The 26,995-nt window shown below is 70.5% G+C and carries 26 protein-coding genes; 12 read left to right on the top strand and 14 right to left on the bottom strand.

What is annotated here, in order from left to right; genetic code table 11:
• Positions 1–61 precede the first annotated feature (61 nt).
• The 6 genes from ABD858_RS17875 to ABD858_RS17850 all read left to right on the top strand — a co-directional run bounded on the left by ABD858_RS17875 (position 62) and on the right by ABD858_RS17850 (position 5,261).
• Complete coding sequence (locus ABD858_RS17875; protein ID WP_345038639.1) at positions 62–1,885, top strand: phosphatidylglycerol lysyltransferase domain-containing protein; 1,824 nt, start codon at positions 62–64, stop codon at positions 1,883–1,885.
• Positions 1,886–2,313: 428 nt separating this feature from the next.
• Positions 2,314–3,174 carry a dihydropteroate synthase gene (folP, locus tag ABD858_RS17870; protein ID WP_345038636.1) on the top strand — a complete coding sequence of 287 codons (861 nt, stop codon included), beginning with the start codon at positions 2,314–2,316 and terminating at the stop codon, positions 3,172–3,174.
• Positions 3,171–3,620 (top strand): nuclear transport factor 2 family protein, encoded by a 450-nt coding sequence (locus ABD858_RS17865; RefSeq protein ID WP_345038634.1) that lies wholly within the window; start codon positions 3,171–3,173, stop codon positions 3,618–3,620. Before folP ends, ABD858_RS17865 begins: the two co-directional genes overlap by 4 nt.
• Before the next feature lie 140 nt (positions 3,621–3,760).
• The gene (gene folB / locus ABD858_RS17860) at positions 3,761–4,120 is read left to right on the top strand and encodes a dihydroneopterin aldolase (RefSeq protein ID WP_345038632.1); all 360 of its coding nucleotides are present in this window, start codon (positions 3,761–3,763) and stop codon (positions 4,118–4,120) included.
• Entirely contained in the window at positions 4,117–4,716 is a 600-nt protein-coding gene (gene folK, locus ABD858_RS17855) for a 2-amino-4-hydroxy-6-hydroxymethyldihydropteridine diphosphokinase (protein WP_345038630.1), read from the top strand. The genes folB and folK overlap by 4 nt, the downstream gene beginning before the upstream one ends.
• Before the next feature lie 50 nt (positions 4,717–4,766).
• The gene (locus tag ABD858_RS17850; RefSeq protein ID WP_345044653.1) at positions 4,767–5,261 is read left to right on the top strand and encodes a DUF3180 domain-containing protein; all 495 of its coding nucleotides are present in this window, start codon (positions 4,767–4,769) and stop codon (positions 5,259–5,261) included.
• Between the two features lie 139 nt (positions 5,262–5,400).
• Here ABD858_RS17850 and folE read toward each other — a convergent pair whose 3' ends face one another.
• The 6 genes from folE to dacB all read right to left on the bottom strand — a co-directional run bounded on the left by folE (position 5,401) and on the right by dacB (position 12,789).
• Complete coding sequence (gene folE, locus ABD858_RS17845; protein ID WP_345038628.1) at positions 5,401–6,006, bottom strand: GTP cyclohydrolase I FolE; 606 nt, start codon at positions 6,004–6,006, stop codon at positions 5,401–5,403.
• A 107-nt stretch (positions 6,007–6,113) separates the two neighbouring features.
• Entirely contained in the window at positions 6,114–8,141 is a 2,028-nt protein-coding gene (gene ftsH / locus ABD858_RS17840; RefSeq protein ID WP_345038626.1) for an ATP-dependent zinc metalloprotease FtsH, read from the bottom strand.
• A gap of 244 nt (positions 8,142–8,385) precedes the next feature.
• Complete coding sequence (gene hpt, locus ABD858_RS17835; RefSeq protein WP_345044651.1) at positions 8,386–8,925, bottom strand: hypoxanthine phosphoribosyltransferase; 540 nt, start codon at positions 8,923–8,925, stop codon at positions 8,386–8,388.
• A gap of 59 nt (positions 8,926–8,984) precedes the next feature.
• Positions 8,985–9,989, bottom strand: a complete 1,005-nt coding sequence (gene tilS, locus ABD858_RS17830; protein ID WP_345044648.1) for a tRNA lysidine(34) synthetase TilS — start codon at positions 9,987–9,989, stop codon at positions 8,985–8,987.
• 152 nt (positions 9,990–10,141) lie between these two features.
• On the bottom strand, positions 10,142–11,269 hold the full coding sequence (locus ABD858_RS17825; RefSeq protein ID WP_345038623.1) for a zinc-dependent metalloprotease: 1,128 nt from the start codon (positions 11,267–11,269) through the stop codon (positions 10,142–10,144).
• Positions 11,270–11,346: 77 nt separating this feature from the next.
• Positions 11,347–12,789, bottom strand: a complete 1,443-nt coding sequence (gene dacB / locus ABD858_RS17820; RefSeq protein WP_345044646.1) for a D-alanyl-D-alanine carboxypeptidase/D-alanyl-D-alanine endopeptidase — start codon at positions 12,787–12,789, stop codon at positions 11,347–11,349.
• Between the two features lie 179 nt (positions 12,790–12,968).
• Here dacB and ABD858_RS17815 point away from each other — a divergent pair, with 179 nt between their 5' ends.
• Together ABD858_RS17815 and ABD858_RS17810 are read left to right on the top strand one after the other, a co-directional pair.
• Positions 12,969–13,463: an inorganic diphosphatase gene (locus ABD858_RS17815; RefSeq protein WP_345044643.1), complete on the top strand. Its 495-nt coding sequence runs from the start codon at positions 12,969–12,971 to the stop codon at positions 13,461–13,463.
• Between the two features lie 314 nt (positions 13,464–13,777).
• A complete protein-coding gene (locus tag ABD858_RS17810) occupies positions 13,778–15,400 on the top strand; it encodes a threonine/serine exporter family protein (protein WP_345038621.1) in 1,623 nt (540 codons plus the stop codon).
• 533 nt (positions 15,401–15,933) lie between these two features.
• Here ABD858_RS17810 and ABD858_RS17805 read toward each other — a convergent pair.
• Positions 15,934–16,626, bottom strand: coding sequence for a DedA family protein (locus tag ABD858_RS17805; RefSeq protein ID WP_345044641.1), 693 nt, complete (start codon positions 16,624–16,626; stop codon positions 15,934–15,936).
• 150 nt (positions 16,627–16,776) lie between these two features.
• On the opposite strand from ABD858_RS17805, the gene ABD858_RS17800 reads away from it, so the two are divergent.
• Both ABD858_RS17800 and gad read left to right on the top strand, forming a co-directional pair.
• The gene (locus ABD858_RS17800; protein WP_345038619.1) at positions 16,777–17,142 is read left to right on the top strand and encodes a YbjQ family protein; all 366 of its coding nucleotides are present in this window, start codon (positions 16,777–16,779) and stop codon (positions 17,140–17,142) included.
• 15 nt (positions 17,143–17,157) lie between these two features.
• Positions 17,158–18,582: a glutamate decarboxylase gene (gene gad / locus ABD858_RS17795; protein WP_345038617.1), complete on the top strand. Its 1,425-nt coding sequence runs from the start codon at positions 17,158–17,160 to the stop codon at positions 18,580–18,582.
• 24 nt (positions 18,583–18,606) lie between these two features.
• On the opposite strand, the gene ABD858_RS17790 is transcribed toward gad, so the two are convergent.
• From ABD858_RS17790 to ABD858_RS17775, 4 genes are all read right to left on the bottom strand, one after another.
• Positions 18,607–19,251 carry a PadR family transcriptional regulator gene (locus ABD858_RS17790; protein WP_345038615.1) on the bottom strand — a complete coding sequence of 215 codons (645 nt, stop codon included), beginning with the start codon at positions 19,249–19,251 and terminating at the stop codon, positions 18,607–18,609.
• An 18-nt stretch (positions 19,252–19,269) separates the two neighbouring features.
• Entirely contained in the window at positions 19,270–19,392 is a 123-nt protein-coding gene (locus tag ABD858_RS17785; RefSeq protein WP_425586219.1) for a mycothiol transferase, read from the bottom strand.
• 66 nt (positions 19,393–19,458) lie between these two features.
• On the bottom strand, positions 19,459–20,916 hold the full coding sequence (locus ABD858_RS17780; RefSeq protein ID WP_345038613.1) for an aldehyde dehydrogenase family protein: 1,458 nt from the start codon (positions 20,914–20,916) through the stop codon (positions 19,459–19,461).
• A 54-nt stretch (positions 20,917–20,970) separates the two neighbouring features.
• Complete coding sequence (locus ABD858_RS17775) at positions 20,971–21,882, bottom strand: helix-turn-helix domain-containing protein (RefSeq protein WP_425586218.1); 912 nt, start codon at positions 21,880–21,882, stop codon at positions 20,971–20,973.
• A gap of 255 nt (positions 21,883–22,137) precedes the next feature.
• On the opposite strand from ABD858_RS17775, the gene ABD858_RS17770 reads away from it, so the two are divergent.
• On the top strand, positions 22,138–22,632 hold the full coding sequence (locus ABD858_RS17770) for an ATP-binding protein (protein WP_345038608.1): 495 nt from the start codon (positions 22,138–22,140) through the stop codon (positions 22,630–22,632).
• 82 nt (positions 22,633–22,714) lie between these two features.
• On the opposite strand, the gene ABD858_RS17765 is transcribed toward ABD858_RS17770, so the two are convergent.
• The 3 genes from ABD858_RS17765 to ABD858_RS17755 all read right to left on the bottom strand — a co-directional run bounded on the left by ABD858_RS17765 (position 22,715) and on the right by ABD858_RS17755 (position 25,151).
• On the bottom strand, positions 22,715–22,954 hold the full coding sequence (locus tag ABD858_RS17765) for a DUF397 domain-containing protein (RefSeq protein ID WP_345038606.1): 240 nt from the start codon (positions 22,952–22,954) through the stop codon (positions 22,715–22,717).
• Between the two features lie 307 nt (positions 22,955–23,261).
• A complete protein-coding gene (locus ABD858_RS17760) occupies positions 23,262–24,392 on the bottom strand; it encodes a DUF2786 domain-containing protein (protein WP_345038604.1) in 1,131 nt (376 codons plus the stop codon).
• 120 nt (positions 24,393–24,512) lie between these two features.
• Positions 24,513–25,151, bottom strand: coding sequence for an SMI1/KNR4 family protein (locus tag ABD858_RS17755; RefSeq protein WP_345038602.1), 639 nt, complete (start codon positions 25,149–25,151; stop codon positions 24,513–24,515).
• A gap of 52 nt (positions 25,152–25,203) precedes the next feature.
• Here ABD858_RS17755 and ABD858_RS17750 point away from each other — a divergent pair, with 52 nt between their 5' ends.
• Positions 25,204–26,886 carry a bifunctional 3'-5' exonuclease/DNA polymerase gene (locus ABD858_RS17750; RefSeq protein ID WP_345038599.1) on the top strand — a complete coding sequence of 561 codons (1,683 nt, stop codon included), beginning with the start codon at positions 25,204–25,206 and terminating at the stop codon, positions 26,884–26,886.
• Positions 26,887–26,995 lie beyond the last annotated feature (109 nt).

Raw genomic sequence — 26,995 nt, 5'->3', positions numbered from 1 at the left:
ATTGCCGCGGTCGCGCCGACCGCCGGTGGACACAGGATCTCTCGCGGAGCCACGGGAAGCGATGTCTGACAAGGTAGATGAGGACAAAACTGGATCGGTTCCGAGCCGGGTGCGCCGCGTCCTGCGTGGTCCTCGCCCCGAGTCGGTACCCACGCTGGTCGGCACGGCCTGCACGCTCGTGGGCCTCGTGGACATCGCCGCCGGCGTGTTCCCCCGTTTCCGCCACAGCCGGATGCACACCCTGGCCGAAGTGCTGCCCGGCGCCGTCGGCCCCTTCGCCGCCGCGATGTCGCTGAGCGTCGGCGTCCTGCTGCTGCTCCTCGCACACGGCATCAAGCGCCGCAAGCGCAGGGCCTGGCGGGCCGCCGTGATCCTGCTCCCCGTCGGCGCCGTCGCGCAGTTCGTCTACCGGCACTCCGTCATCGGCGTACTGATCTCGCTCGGGATCCTCACCCTGCTGCTGCGCCACCGGCGTGAGTTCGCGGCCCTCCCCGACCCGCGCAGCCGCTGGACGGCACTGGCCAACTTCGTCGTACTCGGCGCCGGCTCCATCGGCCTCGGCCTGGTCATCGTCAACTCGCATCCCGGCCGCATCGTCGGCAGCCCCAGTCTGACCGACCGTCTGGAGCATGTGCTGGTCGGGCTCTTCGGCTTCGAGGGCCCCATCCGCTACGCGGACGGCGTCGACTGGACCGTCGGCTACTCACTGGGCGCGCTGGGTCTGCTCACCGCCACCACCACCATCTACCTCGCCTTCAGGCCCGAACACCCGGCCGTCCGCCTCACCGGGGACGACGAACGCCGGCTGCGCGAACTGCTCGACAAACACGGCACCCGCGACTCGCTCGGCTACTTCGCGCTCCGCCGCGACAAGGGCGTCGTCTTCTCCCCCAGCGGCAAGGCCGCCGTCTGCTACCGCGTCGTCTCCGGCGTGATGCTCGCCAGCGGCGACCCCATCGGCGACGTCGAGGCCTGGCCCGGCGCCATCGAACGCTTCATGGACGAGGCGAAGGCCCACTCCTGGACCCCGGCCGTGATGGGCTGCAGCGAGACCGGCGGCGAGGTCTGGACCCGCGAGACCGGACTCGATGCGCTGGAGCTCGGCGACGAGGCGGTGGTGGACGTCGCGGATTTCTCGCTCAGCGGGCGCGCGATGCGGAATGTACGTCAGATGGTGAAGCGCATCGAGCGCAATGGCTACGAGACCCGGGTACGGCGCGTCCGTGATCTCAGCGAAGCCGAACTGGACCGGATCCGGCGGGCCGCCGAGAGCTGGCGCGGCACCGACACCGAGCGCGGCTTCTCCATGGCTCTCGGCCGGATCGGCGACTCCGAGGACAGCGGGTCGCTCATAGCGACCGCCCACCGGACCGAGGAGGGCGAGACGGGCCCGTACGGAGACCTGAAAGCCGTCCTGCACTTCGTCCCCTGGGGTCCGGACGGTGTCTCCCTGGACCTGATGCGCCGCGACCGCGCCGCCGATCCCGGCATGAACGAGCTGCTGATCGTCGCCACGCTGCGGGACGCACCCCGCCTGGGCATCGAGCGCATCTCGCTCAACTTCGCCATGTTCCGCTCGGCCCTGGCACGCGGCGAGAAGCTGGGTGCGGGGCCGGTGTGCCGGATGTGGCGGGGGCTGCTGGTCTTCCTGTCCCGCTGGTTCCAGATCGAGTCGCTGTACAAGTTCAACGCGAAGTTCCAGCCCCGCTGGGAGCCCCGCTTCGTCGTCTACCGCAACACCGGCGACCTGCCCCGGATCGGCCTCGCCGCGATGCGGGCGGAGGGCTTCGTGACGCTCGCCCTCCCGCGGCTCCGGCCGGGCCGGCCGCGGCCCTGCGCCCACATCGTCCCGGACACGGGGGCGCACGAGGTCCGCGCGGCGTGACACCCGCGGCGGCCGCGGCCGAGCACGCCCGGCGTCCGTCACCGGGCGCCGGGCGGTGGGGAGAACCCCGTACGGGCGGGCCCAGGGGGTGTCCGACGGATCTCCGTGGCGTCGCGACGCCTGGCACCGCGCCTCTCCCCCGTAGCCCTTCGGGCACGGGAGGTGCCCCCATCGTTGTCGTCGGTCGCCGATGTCCCCCAGCTACCTCCCCCAGCTACCTCCCCCAGCTACCGCTGGGGGTGCCCCCAGGGTGCCCCCAGGGTGCCCCCAGGGTGCCCCCAGGGTGCTCCCACGCATGCATGGACACCAGCCGCTCCGCGGCGGGCCCTCCTCCGCCTTGCGATGCACGGCACCACGGGACACCAGCCGCTCCGCGGCAGGCACTCCTTCCCCACGGCGCCCCATCGGACACCCCCTAGGCTGGACGCATGAGTACGTTGCGTGGACGGGGCTTGGTCGAAGGACTGCCGGAGTGGGACCGTTGTGCGGTCATGGGTGTCGTGAACGTGACGCCCGACTCGTTCTCGGACGGCGGCCGCTGGTTCGACACCACGGCCGCCGTCAAGCACGGCCTGGACCTTGTCGCCCAGGGCGCCGACATGGTGGACGTGGGCGGCGAGTCCACCCGGCCCGGGGCCACACGGGTGGACGAGGAGGAGGAGCTCCGGCGGGTCGTGCCCGTGGTGCGGGGGCTCGCCTCCGAGGGGGTCACCGTCTCGGTCGACACCATGCGCGCCAGCGTCGCCGAGCAGGCCGTCGCGGCCGGCGCACGGCTGGTCAACGACGTCAGCGGCGGTCTCGCCGACCCGGACATGGTGCGCGTGGTCGCCGCGGCCGGGGCTCCGTTCGTCGTGATGCACTGGCGCGGCTTCAGCGAGAACATGAACAGCCGCGCGGTCTACGGCGACATCGTCGCCGAGGTCGCGGCCGAGCTGCGTGACCGCATGGACGCCGTCGTCGACGGCGGGATCGCGCCCGAGCGCATCGTGCTCGACCCGGGCCTCGGCTTCGCCAAGGCGGCCGAGCACGACCTGGCGCTCGTCGCCCACCTCGACGAGCTCCGGGCGCTCGGCCGGCCGCTGCTGGTGGCCGCGTCCCGCAAGCGATTCCTGGGCCATGTGCTGGCCGGTGACGACGGCACCCCGCCGCCCGCCCGGGAGCGGGACGCCGCCACCGCCGCCGTGTCCGCGATCGCCGCGCACGAGGGTGCCTGGGCGGTAAGGGTCCACGAGGTACGGGCGACGGCCGACGCGGTCCGGGTGGCCCGGGCCGTCGAAGGAGCCCGGTGACGCGCGGTACGGACGTCGACGAGGTCGAACGCGCGAACACCGCCTTCTACGAGGCCATGGAGCGGGGCGACTTCGACGAGCTCTCCGGACTCTGGCTGAACGACGAGATCTCGTGCGTGCACCCCGGCTGGCCGGTACTGACCGGGCGCGGCGAGGTGCTGCGTTCGTACGCGCTGATCATGGCCAACACGGACTACATCCAGTTCTTCCTGACGGATGTGAAGGTCACCGTCATGGCCGACACCGCGCTGGTGACGTGCACCGAGAACATCCTCAGCGGCGGGCCGGCCGAGGAGGCGGGCGAGCTGGGCCCTCTCGTCGGCCAGCTGGTGGTCGCCACCAATGTGTTTCGCCGCACACCGGACGGCTGGAAACTGTGGTCGCACCACGCCTCGCCCGTACTGGCGGAGGCCAGTGAGGAAGAGGGCGAAGAGTCGTCCGGGTGAGGCTGGGTAGGGGGCGTTCGAGAGCCTGCCGACGGATTCCGTTGGTGAGCACTGTCAGAGCTCGCAGGTAGATTCGAGTGAAGGTGAGCGCCGGCCGCACCCGGTGCCTGTCCGAATCAACGAAAGCAGGAGTGATTCGCGTGGATCGTGTCGCGCTGCGCGGCCTGAAGGCCCGAGGCCACCACGGCGTCTTCCCCAGGGAACGCGAAGAAGGCCAGACCTTCATCGTGGACCTCGTCCTCGGACTGGACACCCGCCCTGCGGCGGCCGACGACGACCTGACGAAGACCGTGCACTACGGCATCGTTGCCGAGGAGGTCGTGGATGTCGTCAAGGGTGAGCCGGTCGACCTGATCGAGACGCTCGCGGAGCGCATCGCCCAGCAGTGCCTCAAGCACGACGGTGTCCTCGAGGTCGAGGTGGTCGTCCACAAGCCGGACGCCCCCATCACCGTCCCCTTCGACGACGTGACCATCACGATCACCCGGAGCCGCCGATGAACCCCACGCAGAGCGACCCGACCGTGCAGCCGGTGCCCGCCTCCGTGGTGGAGACGGTGGACGCGGCTGATACGACCCTGAGCAACCCCAAGTGGGCTGTGATCTCCCTCGGCAGCAATCTCGGCAACCGCCTGGAGACCCTCCAGGGCGCCGTCGACGCCCTGGAGGACACGCCCGGCGTGCGGGTCAAGGCCGTCTCCCCGGTGTACGAGACCGAGCCCTGGGGCGTCGACCCCGGTTCCCAGCCGTCGTACTTCAACGCGGTCGTCCTGGTGAAGACCACCCTGCCGCCCGCCTCGCTGCTGGAGCGCGGCCAGGCCATCGAGGAAGCCTTCGACCGCGTCCGTGAGGTGCGCTGGGGCCCGCGCACCATCGACGTGGACATCGTGGCGTACGCCGGCGTCGTCTCCGACGACCCGGTCCTCACGCTGCCTCACCCGCGCGCCCACCAGCGCGCCTTCGTCCTCGCCCCGTGGCACGACATAGACCCCGAGGCCCACCTGCCCGGGCAGGGCCGGGTCACCGAACTGCTGGACCGGGTCGGCAGGGAGGGCGTCCTTCCGCGGACCGACCTGGAACTCCGTCTCCCCGAGTAGTCGTTAGGCTCTGCGGAGTCGATACGACCGGTCGGATGAAGGGCACCACGGTGAAACAACTACGGCTCGGAGTACTGGCCGGACTGTTCATCGTGGCCGGAGTGATCTCCTGGGCGGGCGCCCGTCTCTGGGACTCGTTCGGCGACCTGCCCAGCGTCCCGCTGGCCGCCCCGATCGTGCTCGGCGTGATCGCCGTCGTGCTGCTCGCAACAGCCCTGTCCCTGCGCGCCCGGCTGCGCGCCCAGCGTGATCGCCGCCCCGGCGCCCGCGGCGTGGAGCCGCTGATGGCGGCCCGCGCGGTGGTCTTCGGCCAGGCGAGCGCGCTGGTCGCCGCCCTGGTCAGCGGGATGTACGGCGGCGCGGGCGTCTTTCTGCTGGGCTTCCTCGACATCCCGGGCCGCCGCGACCAGGCCATCTACGCCGGCTTCGCGGTGCTGGCGGGCATCGGGGTGATCGCCGCCGCTCTCTTCCTGGAGCGCGTCTGCAGGCTCCCCGAGGACGAGGACGACGGCAGCCACGGGGGTGGCGCCACCGGCCTCGCCTGACCTCCCGGTCCGGCTCACCAGGCGCGCCGGCACGGCGCCTGCAGCTTCAGCGGCGCCTACAGCTTCATACGGGGAGGACCGTCACATATCCGTGACGGTCCTTCGCACCGTACAGGGGCCGACCGGCGGCCCGGCGCAGTCAGTTGGCCATGATCAGGCTCATCGCCTCGTTGCGGGTGGCCGCGTCGCGCAGTTGGCCGCGGACCGCGGAGGTGATGGTCTTCGCGCCGGGCTTGCGGATCCCGCGCATCGACATGCACATGTGCTCGCACTCGATGACGACGATCACGCCGCGCGGTTCCAGGATCTCCATGAGCGAGTCGGCGATCTGCGTGGTGAGCCGCTCCTGGACCTGCGGACGGCGGGCGTAGACGTCCACCAGCCGGGCCAGCTTGGAAAGACCGGTGATCTTGCCGCTGGTGGCCGGGATGTATCCGACGTGGGCCACGCCGCGGAACGGCACCAGATGATGTTCGCAGCAGCTCGTGATCTCGATGTCCTTGACCAGGATCATCTCGTCGTGGCCGAGGTCGAAGGTCGTGGTCAGCACGTCCTCGGGCTTCTGCCACAGCCCCGCGAATATCTCCTTGTACGCTCGCGCCACCCGGCCCGGCGTCTCACGGAGCCCCTCACGGTCCGGGTTCTCGCCGACCGCGATGAGCAGTTCCCGTACGGCGTTCGCGGCGCGCTTCTCATCGAACTCGCCGATCGTGCCCTCGCCGTCCAGCGTCACCGGGTCGGTCATCTGTGCCTCGTTCCCTTGCTCTCCATGCGGGCATGCGAAAAAGCCGCATCCCCCAGGCTAAAACCTGGGGGATGCGGCATTCATTCCGGGGCGCCGGACCCTCGGGATCAGCTCTCCGAGCGCTCCTCGGCGACCGTGTCGGCCGCGGCCTCGACCGGGACCGCGCCGTTGCTGCTGCCCGAGCCGTTGGCGCCGTTCGTCAGCGCCAGCTCCTTCGGGGAGAGCACCGGGGGCCGGGTCGACGGTGTACGCCGCGAGGAACCGGTCCAGGCCGGACGGGCCGGGCGCTTCACGATCGGGGCGAAGATCTCGGCGATCTCCTCCTTGCCCAGGGTCTCCTTCTCGAGGAGCGCGAGGACCAGGTCGTCCAGGACATCGCGGTTCTCGACCAGGATCTCCCAGGCCTCGTTGTGCGCGGTCTCGATGAGCTTCTTGACCTCTTCGTCGACCAGCGCTGCGACCTCTTCGGAGTAGTCGCGCTGGTGCGCCATCTCCCGGCCCAGGAAAGGCTCGGTGTTGTCGCCGCCGAACTTGATCGCGCCGAGCCGCTCGGTCATGCCGTACTGCGTGACCATCGCGCGGGCCGTGGCCGTGGCCTTCTCGATGTCGTTCGCGGCACCGGTGGTCGGGTCGTGGAAGACCAGCTCCTCGGCCGCGCGCCCGCCCAGCATGTACGCCAGCTGGTCGAGCATCTCGTTGCGGGTGGTGGAGTACTTGTCCTCGTCCGGCAGAACCATGGTGTAGCCGAGGGCGCGGCCGCGGGACAGGATCGTGATCTTGTGGACCGGGTCGGAGTTCGGGGAGGCCGCCGCGACCAGGGCGTGACCGCCCTCGTGGTACGCGGTGATCTTCTTCTCCTTGTCCGACATGATCCGGGTCCGCTTCTGCGGGCCCGCCACGACGCGGTCGATGGCCTCGTCGAGCATGTGGTTGTCGATCAGCTTCTTGTCGCTGCGGGCCGTGAGGAGCGCGGCCTCGTTCAGCACGTTCGACAGATCGGCGCCGGTGAAGCCGGGCGTACGGCGAGCGACCGCCGCCAGGTCGACGTCCGGGGCGACCGGCTTGCCCTTCTGGTGGACCTTGAGGATCTCCAGACGGCCCTGCATGTCGGGGCGGTCGACGGCGATCTGCCGGTCGAAACGGCCGGGACGGAGAAGCGCCGGGTCGAGGATGTCCGGGCGGTTCGTGGCTGCGATCAGGATGACGCCGCCCTTCACGTCGAAGCCGTCCATCTCGACGAGCAGCTGATTCAGGGTCTGCTCGCGCTCGTCGTGGCCACCGCCGAGGCCCGCGCCGCGGTGCCGGCCGACGGCGTCGATCTCGTCGACGAAGACGATGGCCGGGGCGTTCGCCTTCGCCTGCTCGAACAGGTCACGCACTCGGGAGGCACCGACACCGACGAACATCTCGACGAAGTCGGAACCGGAGATCGAGTAGAACGGCACACCCGCCTCGCCGGCGACGGCACGGGCGAGCAGCGTCTTGCCCGTACCGGGCGGGCCGTACAGCAGCACACCCTTCGGGATCTTGGCGCCGACGGCCTGGAACTTCGCGGGCTCCTGGAGGAACTCCTTGATCTCCTGGAGCTCCTCGACGGCCTCGTCGGAGCCGGCCACATCGGCGAAGGTCGTCTTCGGGGTGTCCTTGGTGATGAGCTTCGCCTTGGACTTCCCGAAGTTCATGACGCGGGAGCCGCCGCCCTGCATCTGGTTCATCAGGAACAGGAAGACGACCACGATCAGGACGAAGGGCAGCAGAGAGAACAGAATGCCGACGAACGGGTTCTGCTTGTCGGGCGCGACGGTGTAGCCCTTCTCGAGCTCACCGCTGTCGACCTTGCCCTGGAGCTTGTTGGCCAGCGCGACACCCTGGTCGCCGTTGATGTAGTTGGCCTGGATCTTGTTGCTCTTGTCGACCTGCTGGCCGTCCTTGAGCTGGATCTTGATCACCTGACTGTCACCAGTCGTGATCCTGGCCTGCTTGACCTGGTTCTTGTCGATCGCCTGGACGACCTTGTAGGTGTCGACCGTCTTGTAGCCGCCCGACGAGCCGACGACCTGAATCAGCACGACCACGGCAAGGACGGCCAGCACGATCCACATGACCGGCCCACGGAAGTATCGCTTCACGTCCATCCATACGGAGCGGTTCCGCCCCGTCCCTCCTGCCCGTAGGTAAATGCTGCTGTGAAAAAACCTGTTCTTCGGACGGTACCCCAGCTTGTCAGCCGCGACTGCATGGTACGAGTGACAAAACCGCCGTCCTTCGCTTCAACGCGGAGGAAGGTTCCGGGGTTCCCGGCCGCGGGTCCCACGGCCGGGCCGCGGGGCGTCCGGGGCTGAGCCGCCGAAGTCGTGCCGGCGGCCTTGCCCGGGCGTTTCAGCCGCCGTAGACGTGCGGTGCGAGCGTCCCGACGAACGGAAGGTTGCGGTACTTCTCGGCGTAGTCCAGGCCGTACCCGACGACGAACTCGTTCGGGATGTCGAAGCCGATCCACTTCACGTCGATCGCGACCTTTGCGGCTTCCGGCTTACGCAGCAGCGTGACGACCTCGAGCGAGGCCGGCTCGCGGGAGCCGAGGTTCGACAGCAGCCAGGAGAGCGTCAGACCCGAGTCGATGATGTCCTCGACGATCAGGACGTGCTTGCCCTTGATGTCGGTGTCGAGGTCCTTGAGGATGCGGACCACACCGGAGGACTGTGTGCCCGCGCCGTACGACGACACGGCCATCCAGTCCATGGTGACGGGGGTGGACAGGACGCGTGCCAGGTCCGCCATCACCATCACGGCGCCCTTCAGGACGCCGACGATGAGCAGGTCCTTGCCCGCATACTCCGTGTCGATCTTCGCGGCCAGCTCCGCCAGCTTCGCGTCGATCTCTTCCTTCGTGATGAGCACCGACTTGAGATCGTCGCCCATGTCCTTCACGTCCACCCGCACATCGCTTTCTCTCCCGGCCCTGGTCGAGGGCGCCGGAATCAACCTTGCCGGATGACCAGTCTGCCACCCTGCCGACGGGCCTCCACCCGGCCGGGCAGATTGATGGCCCCCTGGCCACGCCAGCCGGTGATCAGCCGGTCGACCTCTTCCACATGCCGGGCGAACAGCGAACCCGCAGGTGAGCCCGCTGTGATGGCCGCGCGGCGGAGCACCCGGCGGCGGACCGCGGGGGGCAGGGCGAAGAGCTTGGCGCACTCCAGCAGGCCGTCCTCGTCCCGGACGGTGACGTCGGCCTCGGCGGCCCAGGTGTCGAGCGCGTCGGCGTCGTCACGGGACAGCTGCGCCGTACGGGCCAGGGCCTCGACGACGCCCTTTCCGAGCGCCTTCTCCAGGGCGGGCAGGCCCTCGTGGCGGAGCCGGGAGCGGGTGTAGGCGGGGTCGGCATTGTGCGGGTCGTCCCAGACGGGCAGCGACTGGACCAGGCAGGCCTTGCGGGCGGTTTGCCGGTCGAGATCGAGGAACGGGCGGCGGTAGCGCCCGGTGGGCCCGGAGACGGCCGCCATTCCGGAGAGCGAGCGGATGCCGGAGCCGCGGGCGAGGCCGAGCAGCACGGTCTCGGCCTGGTCGTCGCGGGTGTGGCCGAGCAGGATGGCGACGGCGCCGTGGCGGTCGGCCTCGGCGTCGAGTGCGGTGTACCTGGCGTCACGGGCGGCAGCCTCGGGTCCGCCTTCACGGCCCACGGTCACGGCGACCGACCCGACGGGGTCGAGGCCGAGAGCGGTGAGGCGGGCGACGACCTCGGCGGCACGGAAGGCGGAGCCGTCCTGGAGGCCGTGGTCGACGGTGATGCCGCCGGCGCGGATCCGGAGCTTGGGGGCCTCGAAGGCGAGCGCGGAGGCGAGCGCCATCGAGTCGGCGCCACCTGAGCAGGCCACGAGGACCAGCGGCGCGCCGGCTGCGTTCTGAGTCGTGTCTGTGAGTACGTCGTGGAGTACGCGGCGGACCGCCAGGCGTATCGCCGCGACCGCAGGATGGGGACCCATGTCCGTGCCCTTCGGTGGTCTGGGGGGGGATTCAGTCACACAGAGTGTGTAGATGGTGACAGAACCGAGCCGTTACCCGAGCATTGCACGCTTGCTCAAGCCTCACGGTCCCTCGGACGGGTGATAGTGCGTTTCGCCGGGGGGACGTCCGGTCAGGAGTCCGCCCTGCCGTGCACCCTTGCGATCCAGTCCGCCGGTTTGGCGATCTCCGACTTGGTGGGGAGCGTGTTCGGGGAGGTCCAGACACGGTTGAAGCCGTCCATGCCCACCTCGTTCACCACGGCCCGTACGAACCGCTCGCCGTCCCGGTACTGGCGCAGCTTGGCGTCCAGGCCGAGCAGTTTGCGCAGCGCCAGGTCCAGGCGGCCGGCGCCGCGCGCCCTGCGCTGCTGGAACTTCTCCCGGATCTCCGCGACGGACGGTACGACGGCGGGGCCCACGCCGTCCATCACAAAGTCCGCGTGCCCCTCCAGCAGGGACATCACCGCCGTCAGCCGAGCAAGGATCTCCCGCTGGGCAGGGGTCTGCACGATCTCGACCAGACTGCGGCCACTGTTCCCCTCCTCGCCCTCGGGACGGCTGCCGGCCAGCGACTGGGCCGCCTCGCGCAGCCGCTCCAGCACCGTCGCCGGGTCGACCTCGGTCTCCGCGAGGAACGACTGGATCTCGCCCTCCAGGTGGTCGCGAAGCCAGGGCACCGCGGTGAACTGGGTGCGGTGGGTCTCCTCGTGCAGGCACACCCAGAGGCGGAAGTCGTGCGGACGTACGTCCAGCTCCCGCTCGACGTGCACGATGTTCGGGGCGACCAGGAGGAGGCGGCCGCCGCCGTCGCTCCCGCCGGGGAGGTCACGGGCCGGCGGGGCGAAGGTCTCGTACTGGCCGAGGACACGGGACGCCAGGAACGACAGCAGCATGCCCAGCTCCACGCCGGTCACCTTGCCGCCGACCGTGCCCAGCACCGCGCCGCCGGGGCCGCCGGGGCGGCGCTCCTGCATCTTGTCCAGGAGGGGCTTGAGGATCTCCCGGAAGCCGGCCACGTTCGCCCTGACCCAGCCGGCGCGGTCGACGACCAGGACGGGAGTGTCCCCGCGGCCCTGCTGCGGGGACAGTCGAGTGAACTCCCGGACGTGTTCCTCGGAGGCTCCTGCGTGCCGGCGCAGCTCGGCGACGACGGCGCGCGCCTCGTCCCGGCTCACGTCGGGACCGGGCCGCACGAGGCGGGTCGCGGTCGCCACGGCGAGGTTCCAGTCGACCATGTCGGCACCACCGATGCTCGTCATGCGTCAACCGTACGTTGTCGAGTCCGTACGCGGAGAGGTGTTGTCCGCCGTCCTCGGAGGGTGTCTCCGTGCGCCGGTCAGGGCGCCCGGGTGCAGCCACAGGTGGTGAGGGCCGAGGCGAGACGGTCCAGGGCGGGCCTGGCGACGGGGGAAAGGGTGCCCGAGCTGAGGAAGGCGAAGGTCAGCAGCCGGCCGTCGGCGTCGACGACGGTGCCGGCGAGGGTGTCGACACCGGTCAGCGTGCCCGTCTTGGCGCGGACCAGACCGGTGCCGGCGGTGTCCGGGGCGTACCGGTCGGCGAGGGTGCCGCTGAAACCGGCCACCGGGAGGCCGGTGAGGACCGGGCGCAGTTCGGGGTGGTCCGGGTCGGCGGCGAGGGCCAGGAGCCGGGTCAGCAGATCGGCGGAAAGACGGTCGGCACGGTTGAGGCCGCTGCCGTCCGCGAAGCGCGCCCCGGCGACGGGCAGGCCCAGCTGCTTCAGACGGGCGGTCATGGCCTGGGACGCGCCGTCGAAGCTCGCGGGGAGGTGTGCGGCGAGCGCCGTCTGGCGGGCCAGCGCCTCCGCGAGGTCGTTGTCGCTGTTCGTCAGCATCCGCTCGACCAGGGCGGACACGGGGCGGGAGTGGGTCGTGGCGACCGCAACGGATCCCTTCGGGGCGGTGCCGGGGACGGGGGCGGACACGGTACGGATGCCGCGCTGGTTCAGCAGGGCGGCGAAGGCGCGGGCCGTGTCACCGGCCGGATCCGACGAGCGCTCGGCGGGCCCGTGCTCGGAGCGGTCGAGGCGGGCCTCGTCGGTCATCAGCGGGACGACCGGCGCGATGTTGGGGTTGCGGCCGATGGGGTGCAGCACGGGGCCGGTGTACAGGGACGTGTCGAAGGTGACCGCGACACGGGTCGCGCCGCGCTCGCTCACCGCGCGCGCCGTCCGCTCGGCCAGGACGCGCAGCCCGGCCTCGCCGAGGGTGGGATCCCCTCCTCCGACGAGCACCACGCGCTGGACGTCACGGCCCACCGGAGCGGCCTCGGGCGTGGGCGGGGGCAGGACGACCCTGGTGGGGATGCGATGGTCGGGCCCCAGGGCGGAGAGTGCCGCCACCGCTGTGGCGATCTTGGTGGTGGAGGCCGGCGTCATGGCCCGGTCGGGCCGTTCGCCGTACAGCCGGGTGCCCGTCGCCGTGTCGTAGACGGCGGCCGTACGCAGCGAGCCGAGCGCCGGGTCGCGCACCAGGGGGTCGAGCCTGGCCGCGAGGCCCTGCCCGCCCGGCACCGCTCCCGGGGCGGCCAGGGCGGGGAGCACCGCGGCGGCGCTGGGTGCGGGAGCGGGGGCGGCGGGGCGCCGGCCCGGGTTACCGGCGTGATGTGTGCCACCCGGCCGCTCATGCGCCGCGGCCAGGGCTCGTTCGGCCTTACGCTGGCCTGAGTCCCACGGGCCCGCCGCCGTCACCGCTCCGGTCGCCAGTACCAGGCCGAGCACGGCCGAGCCCGCTGTGACCTGCCAGGTCTTGAGCTGCAGCATCACGGGCCAGCCCCTTTCGCGATCAAGCACATGCGTAAGGGACACTTAATCACTGCGCCTTGCCGCGAGCATGGCACCCCGGTCGGCGCCACGGAGCGTCCTGCTGGGGGTCCGGGGGGTTGCCCCCCGGGCAGACGCATCATCACCAGACCAATGTGTTGATCATGGAGGAGCCACCCGTGGAGTTCGACGTCACCATCGAGATCCCGAAGGGTTCGCGGAACAAGTACGAGGTGGACCACGAGACCGGTCGGATCCGCCTGGACCGTCGACTCTTCACCTCTACCAGCTACCCGGCCGACTACGGCTTCGTCGAGAACACCCTCGGCGAGGACGGCGACCCGCTGGACGCGCTGGTGATCCTGGACGAGCCGACCTTCCCCGGCTGCCTGATCAAGTGCCGTGCGATCGGCATGTTCCGGATGACCGACGAGGCCGGCGGCGATGACAAGCTGCTGTGCGTCCCGGCGTCCGACCCGCGCATGGAGCACCTGCGGGACATCCACCACGTGCCGGAGTTCGACCGCCTGGAGATCCAGCACTTCTTCGAGGTCTACAAGGACCTGGAGCCCGGCAAGTCCGTCGAGGGCGCCGACTGGGTCGGCCGCGTCGAGGCCGAGGCCGAGATCGAGGCCTCCTTCAAGCGCCTCGAGGCGCAGGGCGGCGCGCACTGACGCGCGGCTTCACACTCGCGGAGGGCGGTGCACCCGGGGGTGCGCCGCCCTCCATGCGTATCGCGCCATGAACCCCACTGCGTGGATGGGACGACTGGCGCGGCACGATTGAACCCTCCCCCTCGCGAACGAGGAGGATTCCTGGCTCACACTGCTCGGCCGCTCAGCAAGCGACCGAGTCCGACGCGATCAGCACCAGCCGGGTTGAAACCAGCCCGGTTGCCCCGAAAGACAAGGAGTTGGCGCGTGCTTGGTTCTCGCAACGCGCTGCGCGCAGCTTGCCCTGCGTGCCGGGGCTTCCTCGGAGGTTTCCGGTGACGACGGAACCGGGAGGCCCGGCTGACCGTAAGCCCGTCTCGGACGAGGCGCGCAGCGCTTTCACCCCGCCTCACGGAGTGGAACGGCCGCAGCCGCTCGAGGACAAGCACCCGACGTCGGAGTTCGCCGTTCCGCCTGGGCTGAGCACAGAGCCGCCACCCGGGCCGGAGAAGTCCGCCTTCGAGCTGCCCCCCGGTCTCACCCCCGCCGAGGGCGTCCCGTTCGTCGAGCTGGCCGGTGACGCGAACTGGCAGGACCGGATGCGCACCATGCTGCGCATGCCGGCCGCCGAGCGTCCGGTGACCGAGCCGGCGCAGCGGCCGGAGGAGCCGGCCCTCGTGGTGCCGCGTGTGCTCGACCTGACGCTGCGCATCGGCGAACTGCTGCTCACCAGCGGTGAGGGCGCGGAGGACGTCGAGGCGGCGATGTTCGCCATCACCCGCTCGTACGGACTCGACCGCTGCGAGCCCACGGTCACCTTCACCCTGCTGTCGATCACCTATCAGCCGTCGCTGGTCGATGCCCCACTGACGGCGAACCGGACCGTACGGCGCCGCGGCAGCGACTACACCCGGCTGGCCGCCGTCCACCGGCTGATCACCGACATCACCGCCCCGGACCACGAGGTCTCCCTGGAGGAGGCCTACCGCCGGCTCGCGGAGATCCGCCGCAACCGCCACCCGTACCCTGGCTGGGTGCTGACCCTGGCCGCCGGCGTACTGGCCGGGGCGGCGTCCGTGCTGCTGGGCGGCGACGCCGCGGTGTTCCTGGTGGCGGCGGTCGGCGCGATGCTCGGCGACCGGCTGGCCTGGCTCTGCTCGGCGCGCGGACTGCCCGAGTTCTACCAGTTCGTGGTCGCGGCGATGCCGCCTGCCGCGATGGGGGTGGCGCTCAGCCTGCTGCACGCCGGGCTGCGGCCGTCCGCGGTGATCACCGGTGGGCTGTTCGCGCTGATCCCGGGACGGGCGCTGGTCGCGGCGGTCCACGACGGCCTGACCGGCTTCTACATCACCGCCTCGGCCCGGCTGCTGGAGGTCGGCTATCTCTTCATCGGCATCGTCATCGGCGTTCTGACGGTGCTTTACGGAGGCGTGCAGATCAGCGCCACGCTCAACCCCGAGGGTGCGCTGAGCCCCGTCCACCGGCCGGTCGTGCAGACCCTCGCCGCGATGCTGCTGTGCCTGACCTTCGCCGTGCTGCTCCAGCAGGAGCGCGGGACCGTGCTGATCGCCGCTCTCAACGGCGGGGTCGCCTGGGTGGTCTATGCGTCCATCGCGGACACCGCGGGGGGCTCACCGGTCGTCGCGACGGCGGTCGCGGCCGGTCTTGTCGGGCTCTTCGGACAGCTGATGTCCCGCTACTGGTCCACCTCGTCGCTGCTGTACGTCACCGCCGCGATCGGCCCGCTGCTGCCCGGTAGCGCGACCTACTTCGGTCTGCTGGCGATCGCCCAGAACCAGATGGACAAGGGCATCAGCTCACTGGCCAAGGCGGCCGCCCTGGCCTTCGCCATCGCCATCGGGGTGAACCTGGGTGCCGAACTGGCCCGGCTGTTCCTGCGCACCCCGGGCGTGGTGCGAGCGGGCCGCGGCGCCGCGAAGCGGACCAGGGGGTTCTAGGGCGTGTTTCGAAAGTAGCGTCGTCCGCCCGGAGGGCGGGGTCGGGGGCCTCTGGTGCGTGCGATCGCAAGGCGGAGGGAGGAGAGCGCAGCGGGCCAGACGCAGGCGGCCGGTCTCGGTCAGGGGTGCATTACGGTGGGGCATGAGGGCCTTCTGCTGGTCGGTGTGATGTCGCAATCCACACCGAACCCGGAAGGCCCTCACTCGTTCAAGATCATCCCACCGTGAACCCCGTCACCTACCTCCGTGGACAGAACACCTAGTGCTGTGACCGGCAACGTTTGCCCGCCGAGGAGCGGCGTCAGGTGCGTGCGATCGCAAGGCGACCGAAGACCCTCGTAGCAGCGCTACCCGGGTTTTCGGCCAACGCAGCAAGCGTGCGTGCCTGGGGGCACCCTGGGGGCACCCTGGGGGCACCCCCAGCGGTAGCTGGGGGAGGTAGCCGGGGGAGGTAGCCGGGGGAGCGTCGCGACGGGGCAGACGTTGCCGGAAGGGGCACCAGGTCCTGGTCCGGGCCGGGCGCAAGGACGGGCTCAGCGCTTGGCGTGACGGCCGCGCTGGGACGTGGGGGCCTCGGCGCCCGCCGGGGTCCGGGGGGCCTCCTTCTTGGCCTTGCCGCGGGCACGCAGGAACTCGACGACGATCGGGAGCACCGAGATCAGCACGATGGCGATCAGGATCATCTCGATGTGCTCGCGGACGAACTCGATCTTGCCGAGTGCGGAGCCGAGCAGGGTCACACCGGCGCCCCACAGCGTGCCGCCGATGACGTTGAAGGTGATGAAGGAGCGGTAGTTCATCCGGCTCACGCCGGCGATGATCGGCGTGAAGGTACGGATGACGGGCACGAAGCGGGCCAGTACCAGCGACTTCGGGCCGTACTTCTCGAAGAACTCGTGCGCCTTCTCGACGTTCTCCTGCTTGAACAGCTTGGAGTCCGGGCGGCTGAACAGTGCGGGGCCGACCTTGCGGCCGAAGAGATAGCCGACCTGGTCGCCGATGATCGCCGCGAGCACGACCAGGGTGCAGACGACCCAGAGCGGCTGCTCGAGGACACCGGTGGTCACCAGCAGTCCGGTGGTGAACAGCAGCGAGTCGCCCGGCAGAAAGAAACCGATGAGCAGGCCGGACTCGGCGAAGACGATGGCCAGGACGCCGATCAGCCCGAAGGTGGTGATCAGGTAGTCCGGATCCAGCCAGCTCGGTCCGAGCGCAAGGGTGTTCAATCCGGGCTCCAGGGTCAGTGGGGAGGGGCTCATATGTACACGGTGGTGCCCAAAGCTATCAACGCCGCGTGACGTTCCACGGTTCCATCGGCCCACCCCGGATGCATAGCCGTCAAACCCGGACAAAGCTGGGCGCCAGGAGGTGGACGCATGGGCATCGAGGACTACGGCGGCGGCGGAGAGACCCACCCGGACGTGCTGGTCGTGACCACGAACGACGTACCCGGCCATCAGGTCCAGAAGGTCATCGGAGAGGTCTTCGGCCTGACCGTGCGCTCGCGGCATCTGGGCAGCCAGATCGGCGCCGGACTGAAGTCCATGATCGGCGGTGAGCTGAAGGGCCTGACCAGGACCCTGGTGGAGACGCGCAACCAGGCCATGGACCGGCTTGTCGAGCAGGCACGGGCGCGCGGCGCGAACGCCGTCCTGATGTTCCGCTTCGACGTGACCGACGCCGCCGACGTGGGCACCGAGGTGTGCGCGTACGGCACCGCCGTCGTCATCAGCAAGGACTAGCGAGGTCGGGAACCCATGCCACTGCACCAGGGCAGCACCGGGCGCGAGGACAGCACGGCACGGCGCAGACTCTCCCTCAACCCCTTCTTCGGCGCGGCCGACCCGGTCGGCGACATGGCGGCGGCGCCGCCCACGCACCGGCTCCCCAACGGTCCGATGCCACCGGACATCGCCTATCAGCTCGTCCACGACGAGCTGATGCTCGACGGAAACTCACGCCTCAATCTCGCCACCTTCGTCACCACCTGGATGGAGCCGCAGGCGGACGTGCTGATGGTGGAGTGCCGCGACAAGAACATGATCGACAAGGACGAGTATCCGCGCACCGCCGAGCTGGAGCGGCGTTGTGTCTGCATGCTCGCCGATCTCTGGCATGCCCCCGACCCCGACACCGCCATGGGCTGCTCGACGACCGGGTCGAGTGAGGCGTGCATGCTGGCGGGCTTGGCCCTCAAGCGCCGCTGGGCCAAGCGCAACGCCGACCGCTATCCGGGCCCGGACGCCCGGCCCAATCTCGTCATGGGCGTCAACGTCCAGGTCTGCTGGGAGAAGTTCTGCACCTTCTGGGAGGTCGAGGCGCGCCAGGTGCCCATGGAGGGCGACCGGTTCCATCTCGATCCGCAGGCCGCGGCCGAGCTGTGCGACGAGAACACCATCGGTGTGGTGACCGTGCTCGGTTCGACCTTCGACGGCTCGTACGAACCCGTCGCCGAAGTCTGCGCGGCCCTGGACGCCCTTCAGGAACGCACCGGCCTCGACATCCCCGTGCATGTGGACGGGGCGTCCGGCGCGATGATCGCCCCCTTCCTCGACGAGGACCTGGTGTGGGACTTCCGGCTGCCCCGGGTCACGTCCATCAACACCTCCGGCCACAAGTACGGCCTGGTCTACCCCGGGGTCGGCTGGGCGCTGTGGCGCTCGGCGGACCAGCTGCCGGAGGAGCTCGTTTTCCGGGTCAACTACCTGGGCGGCGACATGCCGACGTTCGCGCTGAACTTCTCCCGGCCCGGGGCGCAGGTGGCCGCGCAGTACTACACATTCCTGCGGCTGGGGCGGGACGGTTACCGGGCGGTGCAGCAGACGGCACGGGAGGTGGCCGGCGAGCTGGCCACCCGGGTCGAGGCGATGGGCGACTTCGAACTCCTCACGCGCGGCGACCAGCTGCCCGTGTTCGCCTTCACCACGGCGGAGGCCGTGCGCGCGTACGACGTCTTCGACGTCTCGCGGAGACTGCGGGAGCACGGCTGGCTGGTGCCCGCCTACACCTTCCCGGAAAACCGGCAGGACCTGTCCGTGCTGCGGGTGGTGTGCCGCAACGGCTTCTCGGCCGACCTCGCGGGCATGCTGGCGCAGGACCTGGAGCAGCTGCTGCCGGAGCTGCGGCGTCAGTCCGGACCGGCCGGCCAGGACGAGCGCGTGGCGACGGCGTTCCACCACTGAGACGCCGGGTGCCGCCGCTCCCCGTCAGGGCCGGCCGTCGTGCACCTGACCGGCCGGTGGCCCGTACGGGTTCTCCTGGCCGTCCGCCAGTACGCCCACGAAGGGTTCGCCCTCACCGGCGAAGGTGTACGCGCCGGCCTCGATGCGTTCGATCAGACCGCGGGTCCAGGCCGCGTCCGCGTCCGCCGAGTGGACCCACATGTTCATGATCTCCCCGATGTGGCCGAGCTGTTCCGGCCCGCCCTCGGGCGTGTAGTACTCGGTCACCGAGGCGCGCCACTCGGCGAGCCGCCACAGCCGTCGGCGCAGCAGCGCCGCCACCTCGGCGCGCGGCAGGTCCACCATGAAGCCGATCGCCGACGAGAGCACGTCCGCCTTCTGGTCGTAGGAGGTCAGCGCCTCGCGCAGCAGCCTGAAGTACTCCTCGCGGCCGGCGTCCGTCAGCTCGTACTCGGTGCGTGGCGGACCGCCCGCCGTGCTCGGCGCGACCTCGTGAGCCAGCAGCACGCCCTGCTTCGCCATCTGCTTGAGGGCGTGGTAGATCGAGCCGGGCTTGGCGTTGGACCACTCGTGGGCGCCCCAGTACTCCAGGTCGTTGCGCACCTGGTAACCATGGGCGCGCCCGTGCTGGCGCACCGCGCCGAGGACGAGCAGGCGGATCGCTGACATGCGCTCCAGCCTAGGAGGTCACTCGCGCTCCATCGCGATCAGCTCGAAGGAGGTCCTGCCGTCCAGCGACTCGCGGATGATGTCCGCGTGCCCCGCGTGCCGGCCGATCTCCTGGACCGGGTGGAGCATCATCCAGCGCATCGAGACACGGCCGTCCTTGGGGAACCAGGGGGCCGGGGCAGCGGGGAGGTGTCGTCCACCGGATCTTCAGAGGGGGAATTCGGTCCGCCCGTGCTGCACCGAGATCCACTTGTGGGTGGTGAAGGCCTCCACGGTCGCGTCGCCGTTCAGCCGGCCGAACCCCGAGTGCTTCTCGCCGCCGAACGCCACCCGCGGCTCGTCGTGGACGGTGGAGTCGTTGACGTGAAACATGCCGGTGACGACGCGCTTCGCGAAGCGCACGCCCCGCTCCGCGTTGCCGGTGTGCACGGCGCCGCTCAGTCCGTAGGGGGTGTCGTTGGCGATCCGTACCGCCTCGTCCTCGCCGTCGAAGGACACCAGCAGCACCACCGGACCGGAGATCTCCTGCTTCAGCAGCGGGGACTCCTCGGCAAGGCCGGTGAGCACGGTGGGCTCCACGAGGTTGCCGCGGGTACGGCCGCGTACGAGCGCGGTGGCCCCCTCGGCGAGCGCCTGGTCCACCAGCGCGGTCAGGGCGTCGGCGTGGAAGGTGTTGATGACCGGGCCGATGTGGGTGCCGGGGTCGCTCGGGTCGCCGGTCCTCAGCTCCGCCACCCGGGCGGTGAACTTCGCCGTGAACTCCTGCTCCACCGCCCGGTCCACCAGGATGCGGTTGGCGGCAGCACAGACCTGCCCCTGGTGGAGGAAGCGGCTGAAGACGGCGGCGTCGACGGCGTAGTCGATGTCCGCGTCGTCGAGGACGACGAACGCGCTGTTGCCGCTCAGCTCCAGCAGGGTCCGCTTGAAGTGGCCTCCGGCGACCGAGGCGACGTGCCGGCCGGTCCGGTCCGAGCCGGCGAAGGAGATCACCTTGGGCACCGGGTGCTCGATGAGCGCGTCGCCGATCTCCGCGATGTCGGTGATCAGTACGTTCAGCAGGCCGACCGGCAGGCCCGCGTCCTCGAAGATCCGGGCTATGAGCCCGCCGCCGACGACGGGCGCGTTCTGATTGGGCTTGATGACGACGGCGTTGCCGAGGGCCAAGGCGGGGGCCACGGACTTCATGGTGACCAGGAAGGGGAAGTTGAAGGGGCTGATGACCGCGATGACCCCGACCGGCAGCCGGTAGACGCGGTTCTCCTTGCCGTCGACGGGTGAGGGGAGGATCCGCCCCTCCGGCCGCACGGCGAGCTGTGCCGCCTCGCGCAGGAACTCCTTGGTGAGACGCAACTCGAATTCGGCCTTGACACGGGTGCCGCCGAGCTCGGCGACGATCGCCTCGATGATCTCTGCCTCGCGCTCCTCGGTGATCCCGAGGACGCGCTCCAGGACGGCTCTGCGCTGGTAGGGATTGGTCTGTGCCCACGGGACCTGGGCGCGCTCGGCGGCCCGACATGCCTGGTCGACCTCGTCGACTGTGGCGACCGTGATCGCGGCGAGCTTCTCCCCGTTGTAGGGGTTGAAGTCGATGATGTCCCACGAGCCGCTGCCGGTCCGCCACTCGCCGTCTATGTACTGGTGGGCCAGGTCGGTGAAGAAGGACATGCGATCCCTTACTGCAGGCGCAGATTCCTGGTGCGCTGTCATCGTACTGACGTACTAGGAAAGTTGAAGCAGTCCACGAAGCAGGTCGCGGCTCTCGGCGGGGCCGGGACTGTCCTGCTGGAGCCGCTCCAGCACCCGCTCGTACTGAGCGACCTCCTCCGGCTTGTCCAGATACAGCGCACTGGTCAACTGCTCCAGATAGACCAGGTCGGAGAGGTCGGACTCGGGGAAGCGCAGCATGGTGAAGGCACCGCTCTCGCCGGCGTGCCCGCCGAAGCTGAACGGCATGATCTGGAGCGTGACATTGGGCTGCTCCGAGATCTCGATGAGATGACTCAGCTGAACCCGCATCTCCGCCCGGTCACCGTACGGCCGGCGCAGCGCGGCCTCGTCCAGCACCACGTGGAAGCGCGGCGCACGCTCGGACACGAGCACCTTCTGTCGCTCCAGGCGCAGCGCGACGCGGCGCTCGATCTCCGACTTCGGAGCGTCCGGCATGCCGCGCGAGATCACCGCGTGCGCGTAGCCTTCCGTCTGCAACAGACCGTGCACGAACTGGACTTCGTAGACACGGATGAGTGAGGCCGCGCCCTCCAGGCCGACATAGGTCGGAAACCAGGACGGCAGCACATCGCCGTAACTGTGCCACCAGCCCGCGACATTGGCCTCCTTGGCGAGGCCCAGCAGGGACGCGCGCTCCGTCTCGTCGATGACGCCGTAGAGCGTGAGCAGGTCCTCTACGTCCCTGGCCTTGAAGCTCACCCGTCCCAACTCCATGCGGCTGATCTTTGACTCGGACGCCCGGATCGAGTAGCCGGCGGCCTCGCGGGTGATTCCGCGCGACTCCCGCAGGCGTCTGAGCTGCGAGCCCAGCAGGATGCGCCGGACCACGGAACCTCCCCCAGAGCCTCCGGCCTGGGGGTACCCCCAGGCCTCACCTGCGGTCACTTCTTCAACCCTCCCCATCCAGACAGTCGGTGACAGTCTGCCATCAAAACGCTTCAGCGCGTACTCGTTCGATTACAGAAATGGTCAAGCTCATTATTCGGCCACAGGAAGAAATGACCAACAATCCGCACGGGGATGGACATCCCGGCGCGTGCACGTGCATCTGCTCTTGCATCTGCCCTAGGCATTCGGAACCATGGGCCCCGCGCACCTGCGTGCTCGTTCGTCTTGTGCTTTGAACCGCCACGGCCGCGAATCCCGGGAGTGCCTCGCATGGGGACGAATGGATCGACCATGCTCGAGCCCTTAAAGCGGGGGCTGCCCCCGCTCGACCCGGCCGCCGTGTCCGGATCAGCCTCCTGCGCTCTGCCCACCCGCTTCGAAGCGGTGCGCGGGGCAAGACAGTTCACCCGGTCGACGCTGGACACCTGGGAGCTGGGCGACCGGTTCGACGATGTCGCGCTGGTCGTCTCCGAACTCGTCACCAACGCACTGCGCCATGCCCTGCCCGACGACACCCCGCAGGAGCCGGAGCCGGCCGTGCGGCTGCATCTGATGCACTGGACGTCGCGGCTGGTGTGCGCGGTGCGCGATCCGAGCCATGACAGACCGGCGGCACGCGGGACCGAGGAGGACTTCGCGGCGGAGTCGGGCCGCGGGCTGTTCCTGGTGGAGTCGTTCAGCGACAGCTGGGGCTGGCACCCGCTGGCCGGGGCGCTGCACGGCAAGGTGGTCTGGGCGCTGTTCCGGATCCGGGGAGAGCAGTAGAGGTACACACGGCGGCGGCCGGTGCCCCCGGGTACCGGCCGCCGCCGTTCCGTCTTTGTCACTCCGTCTTTCGTTCTGTGTTTCAGCCCGTTGTGAGGTGGTCGAACTCCCCGTCCTTGACACCGAGCAGCATCGCCTCGATCTCGGCACGGGTGTAGACGAGGGCGGGTCCGTCGGGATGGCGCGAGTTGCGTACCGCCACGGCACCGCCGGGCAGTTTGGCGAATTCGACGCAGGAACCCTGCGAGTTGCTGTGCCGGCTCTTCTGCCAGACGACTCCTCGAAGCTCTGTTGACGCCATGCCGTTGTACGGGTGGTGCACAGGTCGCTCCCGGGAAGTGCAGAGGTCAACTTCCCCGGATCATAACCACGTTCATCTGCGCATGCATGGGAAGATGCACGTGCACGCGGGGTGGTTCCCCGGTTACAGCAGTACCGCTCTTCGCTTGGTGGAGTAGGGCGACAGGGCGCCTCATGGGCCTCCCCGACCCCTCGAACGAGCCACTGCAGGCGCCACGCCGTGACGCGCGTCACTCCATGACTTTCCCGCTCCGGGTGGCCGAGTCGTCCCGCCCGGCCCTGACCCGGCCCTGCCCCGGTCCCGCTTCGGGTGCTCGCGCCCGGGGCGGTCAGCGGCGGGGCGGCAGGGGCCTGCGCCCGGGCATGCGCGCCGCGTCCGCCGCGGCCGTCCCGTCCTGCCAGCCGGCGTGGTCCGTCGCACCGCGGACCCGTGTCGTGGAGGTCTCCGGGAACATCTCCTCCGTGCGGTCGGCGACGGCGACGTCGCGCGCGGCCAGCACCGGGAGAAGGGAGCCGTCGGCCTCACCCACGACATGCTCGGTCGCCGCGGCGAGGCGGTCGCCGATGCGCTGTGCGTACGCCAGCAGAAAGGACTGCCGGAAGGTCTTGGTCCGCTTCCTTCCGCCCGCGCGTTGACCTGCCTCCGCCCGGGTCATCGCCGTCGTGCACTGCACCAGCAGCGAGGTGTAGAGCAGCTCGGCCGTCTCCAGGTCCGCCTCGAAGCCGACGACCGTGGAGAAACCCAGGCCGCTGTTCCACACGGCGCGGCAGCGGTTCGCCGAGGCGACGGCGTCGAGCAGGATCGCCTTGGCCGTCTCGTACGGCGCGTCCACCCCGATCCGGCACGCGGCCGGCGCGTCCGGCCGGTGCGTACGAGCGGCCAGCACCGCCTCGTCGATGCTGTGCCGGGCCATGAGTTCCTGCGCCTTGGCGGTGAGCGCCTCCGCCTCCTCCGGGAAGCCGGTCGCCTCCGCCTTGGCCAGCAGCGCGCGGATACGGGTGAGCATGCGCGGCTCCCCGTGGTGCTCCGCCGGCGCATGCAGGGGCACACCCGGAACCGGGCCGACCGGCTCGATCGCGGGCAGCCGGATCAGCAGCCGGTACAGCTCCAGCACCGCGGTCGCGTACGAGAAACGGTCGGTGCGGTACTCCTCCTCCTCGACGAGACCGCCGACCTGGGCGTCCCAGCGTGCCGGCAGGTGCGCGTACGTCGCGGTCTCGGCACGGATCAGACCGGACACGAGCCGCACATGATGGTCGTCGAGGTCGCGCCGTACGATCCGTACGACATCGGCGGGCTGCCAGCCGCGCTCCCAGACGCGGCGCACGAACCCCTCGCCGCGCACGGACAGTTCCGCGTCCGCGGACGGGTCGGCGGCGAGCAGCGAGGCGCCGGTGTCCAGTGCCGCGTCGCCTTCGGCATAGAGTGCGGCGGCCAGGGCTTTGTCGACCGTACTCATGCGTGGGTCTCCGTGTGCCCGCCTGACATCGAGGTGCCTCCTCGCTTCCCATGATCCCGCTCACCGGCGCCTCCGCCGGAAGCCGCCCGTCCACACCCTGTGGACAGCCGGTGCGCGAGCCTACGCCGTCCCGCCGACGACCTCGCGGGAGGCCTCGTCCAGCCAGGACAGATACCAGGAAGCGAAGGTGAGCGGCTCACCGTCCGGCCCCCTCAGCGGCTCCAGGTCCACGTCGTCGCACCGGGCGTCGGCCCAGATCCGGCCCCGCTCGGGGCCGGACACCACCAGCCAGCGGCGTTCCGCGCAGCCCACATGGCACAGGCATATCGCACCGACGGTGCGGTCCTCCGTCCACAGCAGGCCGGCCGTGCGCTCGTCCCAGGCCTCCCATGCCGCGTCGAAGTCCTCGATGTCCTCGAAGTCCTCCTCCTCGGGGCGCTCCGCCTCCAGCGCGGCCGGCACCTCCGGATCCGGACCCCGCACCGGGAACGGTTCCGCGAGCCGGTCCAGAACGGTCATATGACCGCCGTCGCCGTCCCACCGCCACTGCCCTCCTTCCGCCCTCCGCGCGGGGAAGACCCCGTACTGCGGGCCGGTGCCGCCCGCGCCCACCCGCAGCAGGAAGTCCCGGTACTCCTCCGGCAGCCGCACCCCGGCCTGCGCTTCCAGATCGGCCAGTTCCGCCTCGGTCAGCGGGTCCGCCAGCCATCCCAGCCCCAGCGCGCGCTCACGGACCCCCGCCCACGGTTCTGTCGTCATGGCGGCACCGTACGCGCCGCCACTGTCAGTGGCAGGTGCCACACTCGCATGCATGACCGGACGGTGGGCTCTGGCCGAGGCCGAGGGCGGCGGAGCACGGCTCACCGCCCTCGGGCGGGACGGGCTGCCCGCCGGGGAGGTCGTCCGGGAGCGGGATCTGGTCGAGGCGGTCAGGTCCCGGCCGCACGTCGGCCGCTGGGTGTGGCGGTCCACGGCCGACGTGTACCCACGGCTGCTCGCTGCCGGGGTGCGGGTGGAGCGGTGCTACGACATCGAGGACGCGGAGGGGCTGCTGCTCGGGCACGAGGGGCGGCTCGGGGAGCCCCGGTCGGCGGCCGCCGCCTGGGCCCGGCTGCGCGGACGGCCCGTACCGGCCGACCCGCCGCCGCGGGCCGCCGAGCCCGGTTCGCAGTCCTCGCTGTTCGAGCCGCAGACAGGCGCGGAGGTGCCGTTCGAGGGGTTGCTGCAGGTGTACGCGGAGCAGCAGCGCCGCCATGACGCCGCCGAACACCCGAGCCGGATGCGGTTGCTGACGGCGGCGCAGTCGGCGGGAATGCTCATCGCGGCCGAGATGAACCGGGCGGGGCTGCCCTGGCGGGCGGATGTGCACCGGGAGGTGCTGCGCGAGCTGCTCGGCGAGCGGTATGCGGGCGGCGGGGAGCCGCGCCGGCTGGCCGAGCTGGCGGACGAGGTGTCGGCGGCGTTCGGGCGGCGGGTGCGGCCGGAACTGCCCGCGGACGTGGTGAAGGCGTTCGCCGAGGCCGGGATCAAGATCAGATCGACCCGCCGCTGGGAGCTGGCGGAGATCGACCATCCGGCTGTGGAGCCGCTGATCCAGTACAAGAAGCTGTACCGCATCTACACCGCGCACGGCTGGGGCTGGCTCCAGGACTGGGTGCGCGAAGGACGCTTCAGACCCGAATATCTGCCGGGCGGTACGGTCTCCGGCCGCTGGACGACCAACGGCGGCGGAGCCCTGCAGATACCCAAGGTGATCCGGCGCGCGGTCGTCGCCGACGAGGGCTGGCGGCTGGTCGTGGCCGACGCCGACCAGATGGAGCCCAGGGTCCTGGCCGCCATCTCCCGCGATCCCGGGCTGATGGAGGTGGCGGGGCACGACGGCGACCTCTACACCACCCTGTCCGACCGGGCGTTCTCCGGCGACCGCGAGCACGCCAAGCTCGCGCTGCTGAGCGCCGTCTACGGGCAGACGTCCGGCGACGGGCTGAAGAACCTCGCGGCTCTGCGCCGCCGCTTCCCGCGCGCGGTGGCATATGTCGACGAGGCGGCGCGGGCGGGCGAGGAGGGCCGGCTCGTACGGACCTGGCTGGGGCGCACCAGCCCCCCGGCGGCACGGGCGGACGAGGACGAGGAGGCGGGTCTGCCGCAGGACGAGCCCGACACGGACACGTACACACCGGGGTACGCGTCCACGGACGCCCGCGCCCGGGGCAGGTTCACCCGCAACTTCGTGGTGCAGGGCAGCGCCGCCGACTGGGCGCTGCTGATGCTGGCCGCGTTGCGGCAGTCCCTCGCGGCCGCGGGCATGCGGGCGGAGCCGGTGTTCTTCCAGCACGACGAGGTGATCGTGCACTGCCCCGAGGAGGAGGCGAAGGACGTCGCGGAGGCGATCCGCGCGGCCGGTGATCTGGCCGGGCGGATCGCCTTCGGGGAGACGCCGGTGCGGTTTCCGTTCACGACGGCGATCGTGAAGTGCTACGCCGACGCGAAGTGAGCGGTACTCCTCCCGGCACCGCGCCGAGCGCGGCGCCGGGAGGCCGGATCCGGCGCGGGCCGGGCGGCGGTGCCGAGCCGGGCCCGGACACAGGGCACGGCTCCGCTCG

Origin of the sequence: Streptomyces sannanensis (assembly GCF_039536205.1) — a bacterium.
Classification (GTDB): domain Bacteria; phylum Actinomycetota; class Actinomycetes; order Streptomycetales; family Streptomycetaceae; genus Streptomyces; species Streptomyces sannanensis.
Note: the sequence above shows the minus strand (reverse complement) of the source record. Positions and strands in the feature narration are given on the sequence as shown.